This is a genomic window from Pseudomonas sp. HLT2-19-2 (genome assembly GCF_054898005.1).
In genome coordinates, this window is the sequence record NZ_CM142712.1 from 2,784,897 (window position 1) to 2,805,296 (window position 20,400).

Below are 20,400 nucleotides of genomic sequence, written 5' to 3' on the forward strand. Positions count from 1 at the left end.
TAGACATCCTTTCCCCCTCAGCCTAGCCCAAAGCAGGGACTCTGCGCGCTACGCTCAGAATCCCTGCTACAACGGTCGTTCAGAAGTTGATGTGACGCGCCCCTCATTAACTGCCGCAGATTTCGGGCAGGTCGCCAAAATACGGTGTTCGATCCCATCGTCCAGCAGACCTAGCGTCGCATCGGGGAGTAGCTTGCCATCCAGACTGAGTGTGTGTGTTGCGTCTTCGTTTTGGCGCACCTCGATGTGGTAGAGGGTTGCACCGAACCAATAGTGGAGGGTGAAACCCGGCCAATCGGCTGGCAGCACCGGTTCAATGCGCAGCGAGTTGGCGCAGCGTGTCAGTCCCAGCAGTGATTCGACGATCAGGCGATACGTCCAGCCCGCCGATCCGGTGTACCAGGTCCATCCACCGCGTCCTGTGTGGGGCGTAACCCCGTAGACGTCGGCGGCCATCACGTAAGGCTCCACCTTGTACGTTTCGATTTGTGCAGCGCTGCGACGGCTGACGGGATTGATCATGCGCAGCAGCTCCCACGCTTTGTCGCTGTCACCGAGACGGGCGAAGGCCATACTTGCCCAGACGGCAGCGTGCGTGTACTGGCCACCGTTTTCGCGTACGCCGGGTACGTAGCCTTTGATGTAACCGGGATCCAGTGCGCCCTTGTCGAACGGCGGGTCCAGTAATAACACCACGCCGGTATCGCGCCGGACCAAGTGCAGATCCAGTGAATCCATGGCCGTTCGGCGCCGTACCTGCGATGCAGCCCCGCTGAGCACCGACCAGCTTTGCGCTATGGAGTCGATACGACATTCCTCGTTACTCGCAGAGCCCAATACCTGGCCGTCGTCGAAGTAAGCGCGGCGGTACCAAGCGCCATCCCAACCCTGATTTTCCAGGCTCACACGCAAGGTTGCCGCCTGGTCGGTACAACGCTGGGCGAAAACCAAATCGCCTTCCAGCTGCGCAGTACTGGAGAATTGCAGCAGCACCTCGTAGCCGAAGAAGCCAAGCCATACGCTCTCACCAAGGCCTTGCTCGCCAACCCGATTCATTCCGTCATTCCAGTCTCCGCCCCCCATCAACGGCAGCCCATGGGATCCGCGCTTGAGGCCATGCTCAATGGCGCGCACGCAATGTTGGTAGAGGCTTTCCTGGAGTTGCGAAGTGCCGGGCAGATCGTAGTAGGAGTCTTCGCCAGCATTCAGTGCACGTCCCTCGATATAGCCCACCACTTCGCTCAGTACGCTACGGTCACCGGTGATGTACACGTAGCGGCTGGTTGCCAGGGGCAACCAGAGAAAGTCGTCGGAACAGCCCGTTCGCACACCCCGACTTTGCGGTGGATGCCACCAGTGTTGTACGTCGCCTTCGGGGTACTGATGCGCGGCGCAGAGCAGCAGGTGGCGGCGCGCGGCAGCCGGGTCGGCATGGATCATTGCCATGCTGTCCTGCAATTGATCACGAAAGCCAATGGCTCCGCCGGATTGGTAATAGCCGCTACGCGCCCAGAAGCGGCACGCGATGACCTGATACATCAGCCAGCCGTTGACCAGCACATCGATGGCTGGATCGGGAGTCTGAACTTGTATGGCCCCCAAGGTCGTGCGCCAATGCATACGCACAGCGTCCAGTTCACTCGCCGCGGCCTTGGCGCCGCGGTATTTTTGCACCAAGTGGGTGGCTGATTTGGCATCCTGCTCGGCGCCGAGTCGGAACACCACGTCCTGGCTTTCGCCGTCCGCCAGTTCCAGTGCGACCTGCATCGCTGCGCACGGGTCGAAACCACCACCACACCGTCCGGACAGTCGGGCACGAGTCAGTGCTGCAGGCGTTTGCAGGGTTCCATTGCGACCAATAAATTCGGCACGATCACCGCTAAAATTGCGCCCCGTCGAGTCCGTGTCGAGAAAGGCGACGCGCCCGGAGAACTCGATCGAAAAGGCGTTGCGCGCGAATAGCGCGCCACTGAATGGGTCCACCTCCGTGACCACATGCATGGCCGACTTGCTGCGCAAATCCCCCAGTACCCACTCCACATAGCACGTTGCCGACAAACGCCGCGGCCGGCCGCTGGTATTGCGAATTTTCAGGCGCGAGAATTTGATCGGTGCATCCAGCGCCACATAGACCCACAACTCGGTATGGATGCCGTCCTCTTCATACTCGAATACGCTGTAGCCGAAACCGTGGCGAGTACGGTAAAGGCCACTACCTGGGCAGGGTTGCGGGGTCGGCGACCAGAAGTGGCCGGTATCTTCGTCGCGCAGGTACAACACCTCACCGCTGGGGTCAGAGATCGGGTCGTTATGCCAAGGGGTGAGACGATACTCGTGAGCATTCTCGCTCCAGGTGTAAGCCGCGCCGCTTTCGGAAATCACCGTGCCGAAGTGCGCATTGGCCAGCACATTGGCCCAAGGCGCGGGTGTGGGTTGGCCTGGTCGCAGGGTCACTACGTATTCGTTACCGTCCGGGCTGAAGCCACCGTAGGGATTGCTCAATATCAAGGCAGGGTCGGTTTGTGCGGCACCAACCACAGGTGGTTGCTCCACTCGCACAAGACTCGGTTCAAGCCTGGGGAGCAGAGGGTCCGCGCGGCGCCGATGGACCTGATCGGCCAGGCTGCCGTGGCCGTCATTGAGTACCAGGCGGGCCACCGATAGCATCAGTGTCCGGTCCTCGCCCGACAACTGTTGTGCCTGGCGCACAAAAATCCCGCCAGGACGGTCGACCAGGCTCGCTTCACTGCCCGAGGTAACCAGCCCCATAATCAGGTCTTGCAGTTGCTGGCGATAGCCGGCCTGATCCTCGTTCCAGATCACTAGATCGACCGACAGGCCCTTTTGACGCCAATAGGCATGAGCTTTGACCACCTGCTGCACAAACTCGATATTAGCCAGATCGCTGATCTGCAGCAGCACGATGGGTAAGTCGCCCGATATTGCCTGTCCCCAGAGGCTGGACTGGTTACGCCGGTTGGCCACCAGCACGCTGCTCTCGGCCCTTAATGCAGCGCTGGCGTAGATGATCGACGCGGCCATCTGCTCGAACAGACGTGCGTCGCTCAATGACGCGTTGAGCTGGCGCAACAGCACCTGGCTATGGGTCCAGGCCAAGTCAAAGACGCGATCGGCCAGATGACGGTCGCGGTACTTGTCGATCAGGTGCAGGCAGTTGTCACGGCTGTCGGCAAGGCCGGTCACCAGGTCGATGGTCGCCGTCTGACAGGGGTCCAGGGTGATGCGACAACGTATCGCTACAATCGGATCAAGTACCGGGCCGGCGGTTCCTGATAAATGTTCGACCTCATCGTCCAGTGCCGCCGGGGCCACGACACTGCGCCCACGACCGATAAAGCGCGCACGGTCGGTCTCGTAGGAGAGCGCATCGACATGTACACCATGCGCTGCCAGCAAATGACACATCCAGGGCACTGTTTCCTGGCTGGAGCGTGGCCGACGCGTGCAGATGATTGCCTGCAGCGGGTGCAACAGCTCGGTCTGCACGAACAGATTGCTAAAGGCTGGGTGCATCGCATCGCTGATGGCCGAAGCCAGCACTACCTCGGCGTAGCTGGTGAGTTCAATACTGCGGCGCACTTGCGCGCGGTTGGTGATGTGCAAGCGGCGCAACTCGATGTCGTCCTCCGGTGATACGACGATTTCGGTATGAGTGTCGAAGTCTTGCTCACGTACACGGAATTCGGCACGGGCATCAGTGAAGATGGCTTCGTAGCTTTCCGGATGGCGCAACGTCGGTTGGTGCGCAGCGGACCAGAACGTGCCGCTTGCAACATCGCGCAGGTAACAAAACATACCCCAGTTGTCGCAGGTGAAGTCTTCATGCCAACGGGTGACAGCAATCTCGTTGCTGCGGCTGTAACCTGCGCCGGCACTGCTGACCATCACATGGTAGCGGCCATTGGAGAGCAACTGCACCGCAGGGCGTTTGCGGTCAGGATCGGAAAAGACTCGCAGCTTGGTTTCATGTATTCGTGATGCCCGGTCCGCAGCCGGCGCGCTTGCGGCATGCAGGTACTGTGCGGCGGTCTTCGGCACACGTTCCTGCAACAGCAGGGTGGTCGCCTGGAATTGCGGGTCGGATTCGAAACGTCGCTGCATCGGACGGTCAAGTAGCAGGAAAGTCAGCGCGAGCAGGCTCATGCCCTGGTGATGCGCCATAAAGGAATAGACGACTGCGCAACGCTGCCCGCGTTGCAAGCGCGCCTCGGTGAAATCCACGGCTTCATACAAGCCATAGCGCCCGGCCAGGCCCAGCGCGGAAAGTCGCTGCAGGTTCCGGCACGAGGCCTCGGGGGCCACCATCAGCGCCAGGGCGCTGGCATAGGGGGCGACAACGGTGTCTTCGCCAAGGCCCCGCTTGAGACCCAGGCCTGGTACACCGAATGCGCGATATTGATAGTTGGAGTGAGCATCCTGAATGTTGTAACCCGACTCGGAAACCCCCCAGGGAATGCCCAACTGATTGCCGTACTCTATCTGCAAGGCGACCGCTGCGCGGCAGGTCTGGTCGAGCAGGGTACCTTCGTAGTTGGGCATTACCAGCATGGGCATCAGGTACTCGAACATCGAGCCTGTCCATGACAGCAGCACGGGTATGCCGCCGCTGCTGGTGAGCAGCCTTCCAAGGCTAAACCAGCCTTCTTGAGGTAACTGGCCTTGAGCGATAACCACATAGTTGGTCAGTCGCGCCTCCGAGGCCAGCAAGTCGTAATAACCCGTATCCAGCTTGTGGTCGCTGGCGTTATAGCCAATAGCGAAAAGATTGCGCCGGGAATCATAGAGAAAGGTGAAGTCCATGTTCGCCATGGTGTCGGCCAGATTGGCCAGGCGGGTGACCGAGGCAATGCGCTGCACCGCCAGGCGCTGCACGGACGTCACTTGAGCCTGCTGAGCCGGCAACCAGCGAGCGACATCGAGTTGCGCCAATTGGCGCCAGCTGAGTGCCAACGGCTCTGCCTTGTCGATGGCGGGCGGCAGTCTAAAGCGCAGCAGCTCAGCCTGCAGATCCTGACATTGCGCGCACAATGCCTTGAGCCAGAAAGCGGCCTCACCAACCGTCGCCAAGTTGCTGAGGGCAGTGGGTGCATTCATGCGCTCCAGCAAGGTCAGGAGCGTCTCGGGGGCGTCGTCAGGGTTCGAAATAATCCGGGCCTGCGCCACGAGCGCTTCTTCTTGTAGGGTTTGTACCTCGGCGTCGTCCAGGCCCGCGGCTAGGAGGGTGTCTTGCAGCACATTCAGAGTGTCGATCAGCCCATTGACCACCCGCAGATCAAACAGTGGCGCATCAATCAGGTCCAACAACCCTGGGCGCAAGGTCAGTAGCAGCCCTGCCAGATTCCCGCTATCTACCGTCGATACGTAGAGCGGTGGCAAGGGCTTGAGCGTCAAGGTGTCATACCAGTTGTAGAAGTGCCGGCGGTAGTTCTCAAGGCCAGCCATGCTGGACAAGGACTGATCGAGGCGCTCCAGTAGCCGCTCGCCACTCAGATAGCCAAAATCATGCGCGGCCAGATGGGACAGCAGCGCCATGCCCATATTGGTCGGCGATGTACGGTGTGCAATGGCAAGGTAGGGCTGCTCCTGGATGTTGTCAGGGGGTAGCCAGTTGTCGGCCGGACCGACGTATTGATCGAAGAATGCCCAGGTTTTGCGCGCCAGGGAGCGCAGGAAGCGCAGCTCCTGCGCTGAAGGATTGAACTTCGCCCGGGGGGAAGGCCGACTGAGCCACCAAGCGACAGCCGGGCTCGTCAGCCACAGCAGCAAAAAGGGTCCGGCCAAGGCGAGCACGTTCGGAGTGGGTAGTAACAGTACAAAAAGGACCGTTGTCAGCAATGGGGCTATCCACATTGTGCGGTACAGCTCAGATAGCGTGTTGCTGTCGCTGCGTTCCACTTCCCGGGAAGGGTTCCACTGCAACAGACGACGCTTGCTGATCAGCATGCGCCACAGCGTACGGCCGATTGCATCCAGGCTGTATAACGCTTCGAACGGCAACCAGACCAGAGGAAGGACCGCCCGCATAAAGTGTTGGCTGGAGGTGCCCAAGGCAGCGGTCAAATGCTGCTCGATCGGAACGTCGACGGTTTTGTGCATGAGCTCGTGCAAAGCGCTCGACAGCGGTGGGATCAGTACCAGGATAAGCACCGCGAAGGTCCACGAACGAGGCTCCATTGCTCCAAGCCAGCCCCACAGCAACATTATCAGGAAAGCGCTTGGCTCCAGACTGCGCCGAAGATTGTCAAAAATTTTCCAGCGCGCCACGGCGCAAAGACGATTGCGCTCTAGACCTCCACCTGCCTTGGGTGTCCAGGGCATGATCCAAGGCAGCAACTGCCAGTCCCCGCGAATCCAGCGATGCCGGCGTTTGACGTCGGCGCTGTAACGGGCGGGGTATTCTTCAAACAGTTGCACGTCGCTGAGTAACCCCGAGCGGGCATAACACCCCTCGATCAGGTCGTGGCTCAGGATGCGGTTCTCCGGGAAACAGCCTTCCAGGGCGTGCTCGAAAGCATCCACGGCGTAGATTCCTTTGCCAATGAATGAACCCTGCTGGAAAAGATCCTGATAGACGTCCGAAACAGCACGGGTGTAAGGATCGACGCCAGCATCGTTTCCGAACAGCCGGGCATAGGAAGAGCGTGCAGTGCTCGGCAGGCTGATGCCCACTCGCGGTTGCAAAATCGCATAACCGCTGATGACGTGGCCCTTGTGCGGATCGAACACGGGGTGGTTGAGCGGGTGCTCCATCGCGCCGACGCATCGCTGTGCAACATCACGTGGTAATTGGGTATCAGTGTCGAGGGCGATCACGTAACGAACGGCAGTCAGTGCCTGGATATTGCCCACGATCAGTGAAAAGTGCTCCTGGCCTCGGCCTCGCAGCAGGGCATTGAGCTCGGCGAGTTTGCCGCGTTTGCGCTCATAGCCCATCCAGGTGTGCTCGGCCTCGTTCCAGCGTCTTGGTCGGTGCAACAGGAAAAAGCGGTCGTTGTGTGGGTCGGGGTATTTCCGATTTAGCCCTTCAATCAACCGCCGTGCCAGCAACATCAGGCTCGCATCCTGCTCCAGTTCCTGCGTGGGGGCATCCATAAAATCGGTGAGCAGGGCAAAGTGCAGATTGGCATCCCGATTGGCCAGGAATCGTACTTCCAGGCCTTCGACCAACTCTTCGACATCCACGCAATGAGCTATCAGGGTGGGAATGACCACCAACGTGCGAGCTTGCAGCGGGAGACCCTGGCTGTAATCCAGTCGGGGAAGAAAGCTGGGGGGCATGGTGAGAGTGATCAGCCAATTGACCAGCCCGATGGCCAGGCGGCTGGACATCAGCAGCGTGGGTATCGCGATCAATACCAGCAGGTATCCAGGCCTTGCGTCGCGATAAACGGTCTCAAGGAAAGGCCAGGCGAACAGCGTTGACAGGATCAGCACCAGACCCAAGTAAAAGGCCAGCGGTGCGCGCAGCAGCAGGCGTGACCATTGCTCGCCCAAGGGCACTCGAGCGGCGATTCGATGCTCGAGTTCATTGAGCCCAGGGCCCACCAGGTAGTAACCCACATGTGCAGCCGCGTCACCCTCGGGCGGGGGCCTTATCCGGGCATCGGCCAGGGCGATGGCCGCTTGCGCGACGCTTTTTTCAGCCTGGTCACAGTTCCTGGCCAAGCGTTCGACCACATGCCGATAGTGATCACGGGTCGCGAAATCCATACGCGCGTAGACCCCTGCCGGGTCTGTGCGCAACACATGCTCGACGTGGCTCAGTTGTTCGACGAACTCCTGCCAGTCGATGGCCGACAGCAGACGCAAGCTGGCGATGCTGTTGCTGATGGACACCTGATCGGCGGCTTGCTGCTGGGCATCCACCTGCACCAGGCGCTCAATGTTGAGTCCTGACTCGCTGAGCATCTGCTCGATCCAGGCCAATGGCAGTATCAGCGCGGCACTTTGCCCTTGTAACCGTCGCGCCAGTTCAGCGACGAATGATGAGGTCATCGGCGGCTCTGAGCGCGCCATGTCAGCAACCGTCAGAACTACGCTTTTGGCATCGCGCTCGGCGGTTTCGATCAAGTGATCGGCCCAGTCATTGGCCAGGTTGCGGTCATCCCAGTTAGCCATGACTCGCGAAGCTACTCGCCGCAGATTCTCGATCAGAGCCAGGCGTAGCATGATCGGAATCGCCCACAATTCGCCGAGTGTGAGTGGTGTTATCGTCTGATAGAACACTACAAAACGGCTCAGACTCTCCTCATCGACCCTGCCGTCTCCATGTGAAATGGTCTCCAGAGCGATGTCGTAGACCCGTGGCAATCCTGCCGACGGGCCATCGGCCAATTGCGGCAACTCACGGCTGTAGCCTCGGGGCAGGTGAGACTTGGTGGTGCGGATTTGTTCTTCGACCAGGTAATAGTTGTCCAACAACCATTCCGCTGCCGGTGTTGCACGCCGGGCGGACAACGGTGCCGCAGTGAGCGCCTTGCAGCTACTGGCTAGCGTCGTCTCGTTGTCGGCCAGGCGCGCCAGCAGCGAGTCTTTCGCCGTGCGGCCGCTAATACGGTGCTGTTGAGCCAGTAGTGTTCCATGGCTGGCCATCTGTTCGGCGCTGAACAACTCCGAGCGCAGCAGTGATTCGTACTCGAATTTACGACGTGATTCGCTCCACTGGCGATAGTAAATGGCAGGCAGACGCCAGAACCGGAAGAAGACGTGGGGCCATTGACTGTCCATGTTTCCTTGCATGACACGCCCTCGACGAATGGAGTGATGAGGGTGGGAGTGCTCCCGACGCAGTTCATGACCTGATGGTGCGTCACGAGCACCTTGCAGCACACCACTACGGCTGGCTTGGAGTCTGCCAAAGGAGCTGATCTATGTTTGTATGCCTAGCGAGCATAGCTGCGTCAGCGGCTGATCGGAATTTTATGTCCACCCTGACTTATGAGCACCGATAGCCTTCGGGCTTTTTCAGGATGGGCTAAGGGCTGCTATGAATAATGGAGAGCCTGAAGCGGACCTCGAACGACTTCAACGATTGGCGGGCCTGGCCTGAGCGCATTCGGGGACACCGACAGGGCATCTCACCGCAGAAAAGCCGGGCGAGGATTTTTTGTTATTTAATACAAGGGATTTGCGAGGGCCAAAGGAATGTGCGACAAGACGTTTATCTATATTTGCGTCCTGTTCCCTTTGCTCAAATATGCACATTTTTATCCACGGGGTTCATGGTTAATGTGATGCATACAAACTAAGTTACAGACGCTCTCAACAGGGTTCTAACTTTAATATTGAAGGCTTGAAGGTCTTCTGCAATGGGACAATGCGGGTGAGAAAACATAAGTTTTTTGCATTGAGCAGGGGAGTAGCCATCACCCTGGTGGTGGGGTTAGGGGCAAGCATTCTGGGTGGCTGGATCCTCGAACGCATCAACCAGCAGCAGGCTCAAGAAGCGATCGCTGCGGCTACCGAGGAAGCCGCCGAGTTGGTTTTAACTCGCCTCGATCTTTACCAATACGGATTGCGTGGCGCTCGTGGCGCGGTGCTGACAGCGGGTGAACATGGCATCAGTCGCGAGGTTTTTAACCAGTATCACCAAACGCGCGACCTCGCTGCCGAGTTCCCCGGCGCCAGTGCTTTGGGCTTTATCAGGCGAGTATCGGAGCGCGATGAACGCGAGTTTCTCAAATACGCTCGGGCCGAAGGCAAAGCCGATTTCTCCATTCGTCAATTCTCACCCCATTCAGGCGAGCGTTACGTTATCCAGTATGTCGAACCGGCTGAGGGAAACCAGGCTGCAATTGGTTTGGACATTGCGTCGGAAACATCACGGCGAGAGGCTGCCCAATCCTCGATACAAAGCGGTAGGGTACGGATTACCGGGCCCATCACTCTGATACAGGACACAGGAAAACCGCAGCAGTCTTTCCTGGTGTTGATGCCTATCTTTCGCGGTGGTGTGACTCCGGCGACCGCTGCTGAACGAGAGGCCGCAGCTTTTGGCTGGAGCTATGTCGTGTTGCGGACAGAGGAGGTACTCAGAGGCCTGCGCATAGAAAACGAGACCGTGCATCTGCGATTAAGGGATATCACTGTCCTTGGGCAAGAGAAGCTGTTTTATGGAAGCACCGAGGAATTGACTAGCCATGAAACGCTAATGACCCACCAGGTGGAGCGCGAGGTGTACGGGAGGCGATGGCAAGTTGAACTCAGCGCGCACCCGTTGTTCATCCAGCGCCTGCATCAGGTTTCACCCACAGTCGTCCTGTTGCTTGGTGGTTTGCTCACTCTTCTACTGGCTACTCTGACGAGTGTCGTGAGTGTCAGCCGTCAACGTCGGCGGCAGATACTCGCCGAACAGGCAAGGCTGGCCGCCATCGTCGAAAGCTCGGCCGATGGCATTATTGGAAAAACACTCGATGGCATCGTCACCAACTGGAACAAAGGTGCCGAACATCTTTTTGGCTATACCGCCGAGGAGGCTGTGGGCCAGACGCTGGTCAGTCTGGTTGTTCCTGAGGAGTTTGTAGCTGAAGAAGCCCATATCCTTGCGCGCATATGGGCCGGGGAGAGTATCACTGGCTTTGATACCCAGCGCCGCCGTAAAGATCGCCGGCTGATCGATATCTCCGCCAGCTTCTCACCCATTTATGGAGAGGGTGGTCGCGTGGTTGGAGTCTCCAAGACGTTAAGGGATATCTCGGCGAAAAAAGTAGCAGAAGCCCGAATTCTTGAACTTAATTCAAATCTGGAGGAGCAGGTTGCGCAGCGAACTTCCGAGTTGCGGCAACTCAATCTATTGTTAGACAGCGTGCTGCGCTCGGCCACTGAGGTCTCGATCATTGCGACGGATCTCGATGGCGTTATCCGTGTGTTCAATAAAGGCGCTGAGCATTTGTTGGGCTATCACGCCGATGAGTTGCTGGGTCAGCGCACACCTGAATCGATCCATGTACCAGAGGAAGTCGCTGCTCGTAGCGTTGAACTGAGCGAGGAGTACGCTCAGGCAATCGATGGTTTCCGTGTGTTGACCTATAAACCTGAGCTTGAAGGTGCAGAAACCCGAGAGTGGACTTACATACGTAAGGACGGCTCGCGGTTTCCTGTCACGCTGGTGGTCACCTCCATGCGTGATGACGAAGGGAAATTGAGCGGCTACCTGGGCATCGCGGTGGACATCACCGAACGTAAAGCGGCGGAAAGGGAGCTGGCTGCGAGCCTGCAGACAACACAGCAACAACGTAGTGAACTGATGGCGATTCATGATCAGTTGCTGATGGCTGCTGAAGTAGCCGAACTGGGCGTCTGGTCATGGACGTTGGCGGACAATGCCTTGCAGTGGAATGATCGTATGTTCGAGTTCTACGGTCAGCCACTGACGTTGCGCAGTAATGGTCTGGATTATGAGCACTGGTATTCGCGAGTTCACCCCGACGATGCGGTGTCAGCGGCTGAAAAGCTGAGTGTCGCAGTCGAGGGGAGTGGTGTGTACGACACCACTTTTCGTGTCGTTCGCCCGGACGGCCAGATCCGCTTCATACAGGCAGGCGCGCAGGTCGAACGCAGTCCGAACGGTGCGGCTTTGCGTGTTACGGGTATCAATCGGGATATAACCTCCCAGCGCGAGCTGGAGTCAAATCTGCTGTATGCCAAGGAACAGGCCGACACCGCGAGTGCAGCCAAATCGTCGTTCCTGGCCAACATGAGCCACGAAATACGCACGCCGATGAACGCCGTGCTGGGCATGTTGCAGTTAGTGCAGAACACTGACCTGAATGGTCGTCAACTCGACTATGTGACCAAAGCACAGTCTGCTGCGAAATCACTGCTGGGCTTGCTCAATGACATCCTTGATTACTCCAAGATTGAAGCCGGCAAGCTGCAACTCGATGTGCACCCATTCGAACTCGAATCGCTCATGCGTGACCTCGCCGTTGTGCTGGCCGGTAACCAGGGCCAGAAAGAAGTCGAGGTCATGTTCGACCTTGACTCCAATCTGCCCAACGACCTGATAGGCGACAGCCTGCGGCTGCAACAGGTGCTGATCAACCTGGCGGGTAACGCCCTCAAGTTCACCCTGGAAGGCCAGATCGTGGTCAGCGTCGAGCAACTGATGCGCACGAAAAACGCTGTGAAATTGCGCATCGCAGTTTCTGATACAGGTATCGGTATCAATCCGGAGCAACTTCAACGCATTTTTGAAGGATTCACTCAGGCCGAGGCTTCAACCACCCGCCGCTTTGGCGGCACCGGTCTGGGCTTGGTGATCTGCAAGCGGTTGGTCAGCTTGATGGGCGGTGAACTTCAGGTGGAGAGCCAGCAAGGTGTGGGAAGTCGCTTCTGGTTCGATATCACCCTGGATGTAGCGCCGAATTCGCTGCTGAGATCTGACAGCTCTGGAGTCGATGTGTCCATACGGATACTGGTCGTCGACGACAACGACATGGCGGGTGAATTGCTGTTGCGAACGGTTCATGCATTGGGGTGGAAGGCCGACCACGTGAGTGGTGGCACGCAAGCAGTGGCATGGGTGAAGAACGCCCAGGCGAGAGGCGAAGCCTACGACGTGGTACTGATGGACTGGCGGATGTCCGATATGGATGGGCTGAGCGCTGCGCAACTGATCCATCAGCAGGGCAACGGCGTACCTACTCCAATGATCATTATGATTACCGCTTACGGCCGTGAAGTGCTGGCCGACGCAAACGAGATGGGAGACGCTCCCTTCGTGGGGTTTCTCACCAAGCCTGTCACTCCCAAGCAGTTAGCCGACGCTGTTCAGCGAGCACTCAACGGCAAAGGCCTTGCGCAGTCACTCCCGTCCAAGTCAACTGTTGACAGGCCGCAGCGTCTGGCCGGGCTGCGGCTATTGGTGGTGGAAGACAACATGCTTAATCGGCAGGTTGCCGATGAGTTACTGACAGAGGAAGGCGCTCGAGTGACGCTGGCTGAAGGTGGGCTGGAAGGGGTGAGCAGGGTGATGGCTGAGAGTGTGCCCTTCGACGTCGTGTTGATGGATATCCAGATGCCGGATATTGATGGCTTGGAGGCGACCCGTCGCATTCGATCGAATCCACGCTTTGCAGCGCTGCCGATTGTGGCGATGACCGCGAATGCCTCAAATACCGACCGTGAGGCGTGTCTTGCTGCGGGGATGAATGAGCATGTCGGCAAGCCCATAGATCTGGAACAACTCGTCGCCACATTGCTTTTGCAAGTGGGCCTTGAGAATCGCCAGGCATCTCCAGGCTCGGGCCAAGCTAATACAGGAGAAGGCGTGATCGAGTCGCGTGCATCGATCATTAGCCGCTTTGGTGGCGACCTCGATTTGATCCGAAACGTGCTGCGTAACTTTGGCCCCGAGCTAGAAAAACTGCTTGGCCGGTTGCACGATCAGATCCAGCGGCGAGACGCATCGGGGGCAGCTTTCGTGCTCCATTCCATTAAAGGCAGTAGCGGGACCATGGGTGCCAAGGCGGTGTCGCTACTGGCGGGCGACCTGGAGCACAAACTGAATTGCGCAGATGCAGAGTCTGTAGCGCGCATCTTTGCTGACGCAACATGGTTTGATGAATTAAGCAGGTTACTGCAACAAAGCCTTGAGCAGATGAATGTCGACTTTGGTCAGAGCCCGAGCGCAAAGGTCTGTGTTGACTCCGAATTGATGGCGCTCACGCAATGGCGAGAATCCCTAGAGGAGATTTTGCTGTTGCTGGAAGCGGGCAACCTCCAAGCCATAGAGCTGGCAGACGCATTGGCGTCAAAAACGCCGCAATCCCTGCGCCCACAGTTCGACGAACTGGTTGTTATGGTGCAGTCGCTAAACTTTTCTGCTGCGATGCCGATTGGTCGTGAACTGTTGAGATCTGCCTGATGGAAAAATCGATGGAAACCTGGTTACCACATTCCCATAACCGTCCAAAACTCCTCATTGTTGACGACCAACCGATTAATATCCGGGTACTCCATGAGTTGTTTCGTGAGGACTGTGATGTGTTCATGGCCACCAGCGGTGAGCAGGCGATCACGGTATGCCAGACCCAACTACCCGATCTGATTCTGCTGGACGTGGTTATGGAGGGAGTGGACGGGCATGAAGTATGCCGTCGACTCAAGGCTGACCCTGCGACCCAGGACATCCCCATCATCTTCATTACCGCACAGCAGCAGGAGTCGGATGAGGTACTAGGTCTGGAACTTGGCGCGGTGGACTTCATCAGCAAACCCATCAATCCAATCATTGTTAGAGCCCGTGTGCGCACACACCTGACCCTTAAACTACAGAACGATCTGCTGCGTTCCATGGCATTAATGGATGGTCTTACTGGCGTGGCTAATCGACGCAAATTCGATGAGGACATATTGGCGGATTGGCGCCAGTGCTTTCGAGAGCAAAAACCGCTGTCGCTCATTATGGCGGATGTTGATTTTTTCAAACGCTACAACGACCAATATGGCCACCAGGCTGGAGATGGCTGCTTGAAATCTGTTGCCCAAGCGTTATCTGAAACGGTTAGACGCCCCTACGACCTGGTCGCTCGGTATGGTGGCGAAGAGTTTGCCTGCATCCTACCCAATACAGATCTTTGCGGAGCGGTCCAACTTGCAGAAAAAATGCAAGAGCATATCCGGGCGCTGGGTATCGAGCATTCTGCTTCTGATGTAGCTCGTGTGGTAACTCTTTCTCTAGGTGTCGCAACATTGACGCCCACTGACGACTTTGAATTCCAGGCGTTGATAGAAGCTGCGGACAAGCAACTCTATGAAGCGAAGAAAGCGGGTAGGGCTCGGGTATGTTCCTCTGCAATGTCGTCCAGTTAAGTGTTTTTCCCTTTGCAGACTGCATTTTCGAATGGATCTCACGGGCAAGCATTGAATCAAGAACTTGCTCCAATCGAAAACGCCCAGTAGCTATCCGCAGTTTGCCGAAAGCCCCCTAGGGACACGCGACTGCCTAGCCCCCGTGCTGACTTCCCTCCTCCGGGGGGCTAGCGATTTGAAATGTGAGTTTTTGCCCTACTGGGGACCGGATGGTTATTGTCCAGTGACCGCTTTTGGCCGGTTGCTGCCTGTCGTGACCGGCTGAAAACGACGCAAGCTGCCGGTCAGGTGCAAGTTAAATGACGGCTTCGACCAAGTTCAAGCGGGGAGTAAAGACTAAGCGGCTACGCACATCCAGGTTGATGTGTGAGGGGATAACCTGTGCACCTTTCCACCTGTGTAGAACCGATATGGACATCAATCTGCTGACTGAACCCATGCTTGGCCACTGGCGTGTTTCCTCGGATGTATGGCAATGTGAATTTCAGTTGGGTAGCCGATTGGTTTACGTCCAACATCACAATGACGGTATCCGATCCATGAACCACACCTACCGTAAGACAACCGCCTCGTTTACCGTGGCATTTCCGGTGAGCAGTTCCATGGCAGTAGCGCTTCGTAATCGGCCACCGACTCCGCATGCGGCAGCCGCTCCAGTACGTGGCGCAGCCACGTATAGGGCTCCTGGCCGTTGACCTTGGCGGTCTCGACCAAGCTGTAGATCTGCGCACTGGCGGTGGCGCCTTTGGGCGTGTCGCTGAACAGCCAAGCCTTGCGCCCAATGACAAACGGCTTTATTGCACGCTCCGCCGGATTGTTGTCGATCGGTAAAAAACCGGCTTCCACGTAGCGTTCCAGTCGGCTCCAGTTGTTGGCCAGGTAGTTCACTGCCTTACCCAGCACACTTTGAGGGGTGACCTGAGGCTGCGTTTTTTCCAGCCAGCCTTTCAACTGGGCCAGGATCGGCAGGCTCTTTTCCTGACGGCCAATAAAACGCTGCTCATCACTGGCATCCTTGAGTTCACGCTCGATGCCGTACAGCTTGTTGATCATCGTCAGTGCAATATCGGCACGTCCCGTCTTGCCCTTGGGCTGCACTTTTTGCGCATCGACGAACTTGCGCCGTGCATGGGCCATGCACGCCAGCCGCTCCACACCCGGTTGCAACGCCAATGCGTTATAACCCGCGTAATCATCAGTCATCACGTAGCCGCGATAACTTTCCAGCAGGCGCAACGGCACGTCCTGCGCACGGCTGGACGTGTAGTCGAACAGCACGACTTTTCGGTCTGGCGGCCCGCTGGCCTGCACCCACATCCAGGATTGGCAGGTAGGGTCTCGATCCGGTTCCTTAAGTACCTGGACGCGGGTTTCATCACAGTGGATGACCGGGCTTTCCAGCAATCGGTCGCGCATTAAATTCAGCAACGGTTGTAAGTGCTCTCCGCACTGGATAACCCAGCGAGCGAGAGTCTGACGCGGGATATCGATACCGTGTCGGCTCAGCACCGTTTCGAAACGATGCAGCGGTAAGCCATCGACATACTTGGTGGTCAGCAGCATCGCCAGTACGCTCGGACTGGCCATGCTCTTTTCGATCAACTGAGCAGGTTTATCAGCAGTGACCGGAGCCGTTTCACAACCACGGCAGCCGTAGACTTTGCGGATGTGTTTGATCACTCGGATCTGCATCGGCACGATGTCCAGCTGTTCGCTGGTTTCTTCACTGATCACATGCTTGCGGCAACCGCAGGCACAGGTCAGTTCATGTTCTGGCAGTTCGTGGATGACTTCGATGCGCGGCAGATCAGCCGACAGTGGCTTGCGTTTGCCACGACGTGGCGTCGGAGCAACCACTTCTTCGTCAGCGTCGCCGACTGAAGGCATCGGCTCGCTTTCGGGCTCGTTGAATAACGCGAGTTGAGGCGTGTTGGGTTCAACGGTCTGCTCGGATTTACGTCCGAATAAACGGTCGCGCAGCAACTTGATCTGTTCTTTTAGATCGACGATATGAGTCTGGTATGCCTCAGCCGTTGCCTGCTGACGGCTGAGTGCCTCAAGCAACATTTGCTTGAGCAGAATAGGGTCATCAGGGAGGTCTTCGGGCATCAAATTCATGCCCGGATTATACCCGTCAAGCGACGAATCTTGGCGTTAAAACCTTGTGAGGACGGTTGCGCCAGAGATCAAATCCATCCAGTAGCCAGTTCAGTTCCTGAACGGTCAGCACGATAGCCTCGTCCACCACATCAGGTGAAATTTTAAAACGCTCGGACTCCAGGCGCTTGAGCCAAAGGCAGAAGCCGTTGCGCTCCCAGTACAACACTTTGACGCGGTTACGGTGGCGATTCAGGAAAACAAAGAGCACGGGGTCAAACACCGCGACCTTGATATCCAGTTCGACCAGCGCAGCCAGGCCATCGATGGACTTTCGAAAGTCTACCGGCTTTGGATAGAGGTACACTTTTTCAACGCTGGCATTGGGACGCATCATGGTGATGGGCTCCTCATGGAAATCGGGAGCACAGCATCAGCCGTCAGCTATCCGCTTGGAATGTGGGGTTCATGGATCCCTTACCAATGACGAGCCACCGCACGACCAGTCTCTTTCCGCCCCCGATATGCTTTTTCAGGAAAATTCGGAGAGGCGACAACTATCCTGACACCGGGGGATATTAGGCAGCCACAGCTCATGGTGAATACAGGGGGATATGTTTACCAGCGAAAGTACGGTGTTTTTTTGCGCTTACTGGGCGCGTGGAGTTGACGGGTGGCGAGGTGTTCGATCAGAACTTTGAGTGTCTCGCCATGCAGGGGCGTTGAGTGGTCGTGGGCTCCACGCGTGGTCCGGGCGAGCAAAGCTCGCACTCAGGCAACTCGGGATCGCCCCCGACGCAAAAGACCTTTCAATTCAAAGCTGACTTTTTTCGCGAGGAAATGCCATTCCGGTAGGACTAATACCATGCCTCCCTCGCGCCCCACGCAACATTCGCGGGAATCTTTGCGGGTTAATGTAAAAAACCGGTGGGGTAGCCTCACACGGTTTCGAATGCACCCCTTGATTGTCCAAGTGACGCCTCGTCTCATATAAGCCATTGCCACCTCACGCTTGCGGCTGAAGTGATGGAGATGGGCCTTGAGCGCAGCTAGGGTGTCTCGGTAGGCGTCGTAGCTAGTCAAAACATGGCGCTCGTCTTTGACGCTATTGGTAAGCGACCCTTGGCGGACCCTTTGGAAATATCGGTCGGCCTGTGTTGCATAGCAGAGCTTGCTATGAAGATAGACGTTCATGCTGAACAACTGATCCTCGTGCGCACGCCCCTTGAATGTAACCTCGAAGCGCTCAGTCATGGTTTTTTTAAAAATATACTGCCACGTCGTGGCCTTGTATTTATTACTGATGATCAGATCCTCGAACAACTCCACGCCCTTACTGAACCAGCCCTCGCGGGACGGTGCGGTATCGCGTCGCAAGTAATTACGTTCGCCATTCGAATCAACAAAAGATCGTTTCGAAAAGTAATAGAGTTCCAGATCGGTATTTTCATTTACTGCTGTTTTGAAGCCTTCGAAAAGATTGAGGTCTACCACATCATCGGGGTCACAAAAAAACAAGTAGTCACCTGTGGCCATGTTGAAACCCGTTATACGGGCTCCGCCGACGCCCTGGTTTTCCTGCGTGATGACACTTACCCTGCTGTCATTGCCATATTTTGAGTTGATTAATGCCAGCGTCCCATCTGTCGATCCATCATTGATAATCACAATTTCCGATGGCTGAAAAGTTTGCCCTAAGAGCGATTTCATCGTCTCGTCGATGTAATCTTCGACATTGTATGCGGCAACAATAACGGAAATTTTCGGATCTGACATATAATATGCTCTTTGTGTTACGTACAATAAAAATGTAATTGCGCTGGTAACTGCCAATTTTAGCACGGCGATACAAAAAATACCCCTTGGGTAGCGGCAGCTGCGCTCACCTGTGAGTTTTAAGCTTAACAGAGAGACGTATCTAATCGAAGCGAAGTGGCATGGAAGCAAGATAGGGATAGCTGACCTTCACACATTCCATGGGAAGCTAGAGCAGAGGGCCGCCTGGCCGAGGGGAATCTTCGTCAGCAACAGCGGCTTCACTGACGATGGAGTATTAGCTTTTGGAAGGGGGAAACGCGTCATCTGTGGATTTGCCCCTACAAAACCGGACACCAACTCCCTGTTAATTTGATGCCGCTGCCAAGCGCCTGAACTCCCTCGGCGAGCGATAGTTCAAGGCGCTGTGCGGATGCTGCTCGTTGTAGTGCTCGAAGGCAATTGCCAGGTTGCGCAACGCCGTTTCCCGATCCGGTTTGGGCATGTGCGCCACGTAATCACGCTTGATCGTCTTCACGAAGCTCTCGGCCATGCCGTTGCTCTGCGGGCTGCGTACCGGGGTGGTCACCGGCTGCAAACCGATCTGTCGAGCAAACAGGCGCGTCTGTTCGGCGGTGTAGGCCGAGCCGTTATCGCTTAGCCATTGCACCGGTGTTGTGGGCAGTTGGTCGCCAAAGCGCTTTTCCACGCTTTCCAGCATCAAGTCGCGGATGTCATCGCCGCTATACCCGGTCGGGCTCGCGACATAGCTTCGCGATCACAGCAATCCAGGGCGAAGGTCACGCTCAGTTTCGCGCCGTCCTCGCAGCGGAACTCAAAGCCGTCCGAGCACCAACGCGTATCGCTGGTTTTCACCGCAATACGGCCTTCGTGCCGACGCGGCACGCCCGGCTGTTTGATTCTGCGTTCAAGCAGCAAGTTATGATCACGCATGACCCGGTAAACCCGCTTCACATTGATTGCCGGTAGCGACTGGGTTTCACGGGAGCGACGCAGCAATCCCCAGACCCGACGGTAGCCATAGCTGGGCAGCTCGCTGACCTGTTGCTGGATTTCAACCACCAGATCAGCGTCGTCCACAGGCCTGCTTCGCCGTACTTTGGGCGATACCGATTGTTTGATTCGAACCGTTAATTGCGAGCGCGCTACACCGAGACATTTGCTGACCAGCTTCACTGGTCGTCCCCCGGCAACAAGGGTGAGTGCGCAATCCATTTTCGCGACCGGGCGATCTCCACGGCCTCTTTGAGGATTTCTGCTTCCATCGTTTTCTTGCCCAGCATCCGTTGCAGCTCACGGATCTGCTTGAGCGCATCGCTCAGCTCGGAGGCAGGCACCACGGCTTCACCGGCACTGACCGCCGACAAACTGCCGTCCTGGTAAAGCTTGCGCCACAGGAACAGTTGGTTGGCATTGATGCCGTTACGCCGAGCCACCACCGAAACGCTTTGTCCTGGCTCAAGGCTCTCGCGAACCATGGCCAGTTTTTGCTCTGGGCTCCAGCGGCGCCGCCGCTCCTGGCCCAAAAGCTCACCACTCTTATCGTTGCTATTAGTCATAAACATAACCGTTTGCCTATCCCTTATCGTAAGGGGGAAACGGTGTCCTGTCTTTCATGGGGCTCATTCAATCTGCGTCGACTGACTTGATATCTACGAGATGCTAGACAGGGAAATCCCCCGTAAGAAGGTC

General features: G+C 56.9%; 7 protein-coding genes and 1 pseudogene. 3 read left to right on the top strand and 5 right to left on the bottom strand.

Annotated features, from left to right (window positions below; genetic code table 11):
- Positions 1-66: 66 nt before the first annotated feature.
- Positions 67-8,748, bottom strand: a complete 8,682-nt coding sequence (locus ACYZTU_RS12975; RefSeq protein WP_461970663.1) for a GH36-type glycosyl hydrolase domain-containing protein — start codon at positions 8,746-8,748, stop codon at positions 67-69.
- A 589-nt stretch (positions 8,749-9,337) separates the two neighbouring features.
- On the opposite strand from ACYZTU_RS12975, the gene ACYZTU_RS12980 reads away from it, so the two are divergent.
- Both ACYZTU_RS12980 and ACYZTU_RS12985 read left to right on the top strand, forming a co-directional pair.
- Positions 9,338-13,888 carry a CHASE domain-containing protein gene (locus ACYZTU_RS12980; protein ID WP_461970665.1) on the top strand — a complete coding sequence of 1,517 codons (4,551 nt, stop codon included), beginning with the start codon at positions 9,338-9,340 and terminating at the stop codon, positions 13,886-13,888.
- Entirely contained in the window at positions 13,888-14,835 is a 948-nt protein-coding gene (locus tag ACYZTU_RS12985; RefSeq protein ID WP_461970666.1) for a diguanylate cyclase, read from the top strand. The genes ACYZTU_RS12980 and ACYZTU_RS12985 overlap by 1 nt, the downstream gene beginning before the upstream one ends.
- A 573-nt stretch (positions 14,836-15,408) precedes the next feature.
- Here ACYZTU_RS12985 and tnpC read toward each other — a convergent pair.
- The 3 genes from tnpC to ACYZTU_RS13000 all read right to left on the bottom strand — a co-directional run bounded on the left by tnpC (position 15,409) and on the right by ACYZTU_RS13000 (position 18,708).
- Positions 15,409-16,953 carry an IS66 family transposase gene (gene tnpC, locus ACYZTU_RS12990; RefSeq protein WP_461970668.1) on the bottom strand — a complete coding sequence of 515 codons (1,545 nt, stop codon included), beginning with the start codon at positions 16,951-16,953 and terminating at the stop codon, positions 15,409-15,411.
- Between the two features lie 16 nt (positions 16,954-16,969).
- Positions 16,970-17,329 (bottom strand): IS66 family insertion sequence element accessory protein TnpB, encoded by a 360-nt coding sequence (gene tnpB / locus ACYZTU_RS12995; protein ID WP_461964126.1) that lies wholly within the window; start codon positions 17,327-17,329, stop codon positions 16,970-16,972.
- A gap of 374 nt (positions 17,330-17,703) precedes the next feature.
- On the bottom strand, positions 17,704-18,708 hold the full coding sequence (locus tag ACYZTU_RS13000; protein ID WP_461970670.1) for a glycosyltransferase: 1,005 nt from the start codon (positions 18,706-18,708) through the stop codon (positions 17,704-17,706).
- Between the two features lie 112 nt (positions 18,709-18,820).
- Here ACYZTU_RS13000 and ACYZTU_RS13005 point away from each other — a divergent pair, with 112 nt between their 5' ends.
- A complete protein-coding gene (locus ACYZTU_RS13005) occupies positions 18,821-19,063 on the top strand; it encodes a restriction endonuclease (RefSeq protein ID WP_461970672.1) in 243 nt (80 codons plus the stop codon).
- On the opposite strand, the pseudogene ACYZTU_RS13010 reads toward ACYZTU_RS13005, so the two are convergent.
- Positions 19,055-20,267: pseudogene (locus tag ACYZTU_RS13010) on the bottom strand (IS3 family transposase). The gene ACYZTU_RS13005 and the pseudogene ACYZTU_RS13010 overlap by 9 nt on opposite strands.
- Positions 20,268-20,400: the final 133 nt, after the last annotated feature.

Coding starts and splice junctions, on each gene's coding strand:
- ACYZTU_RS12975 (WP_461970663.1), bottom strand. CDS start 8,748: ATGGACAGTCAATGGCCCCACGTCTTCTTCCGGTTCTGGCGTCTGCCT.
- ACYZTU_RS12980 (WP_461970665.1), top strand. CDS start 9,338: ATGCGGGTGAGAAAACATAAGTTTTTTGCATTGAGCAGGGGAGTAGCC.
- ACYZTU_RS12985 (WP_461970666.1), top strand. CDS start 13,888: ATGGAAAAATCGATGGAAACCTGGTTACCACATTCCCATAACCGTCCA.
- tnpC (WP_461970668.1), bottom strand. CDS start 16,953: ATGAATTTGATGCCCGAAGACCTCCCTGATGACCCTATTCTGCTCAAG.
- tnpB (WP_461964126.1), bottom strand. CDS start 17,329: ATGATGCGTCCCAATGCCAGCGTTGAAAAAGTGTACCTCTATCCAAAG.
- ACYZTU_RS13000 (WP_461970670.1), bottom strand. CDS start 18,708: ATGTCAGATCCGAAAATTTCCGTTATTGTTGCCGCATACAATGTCGAA.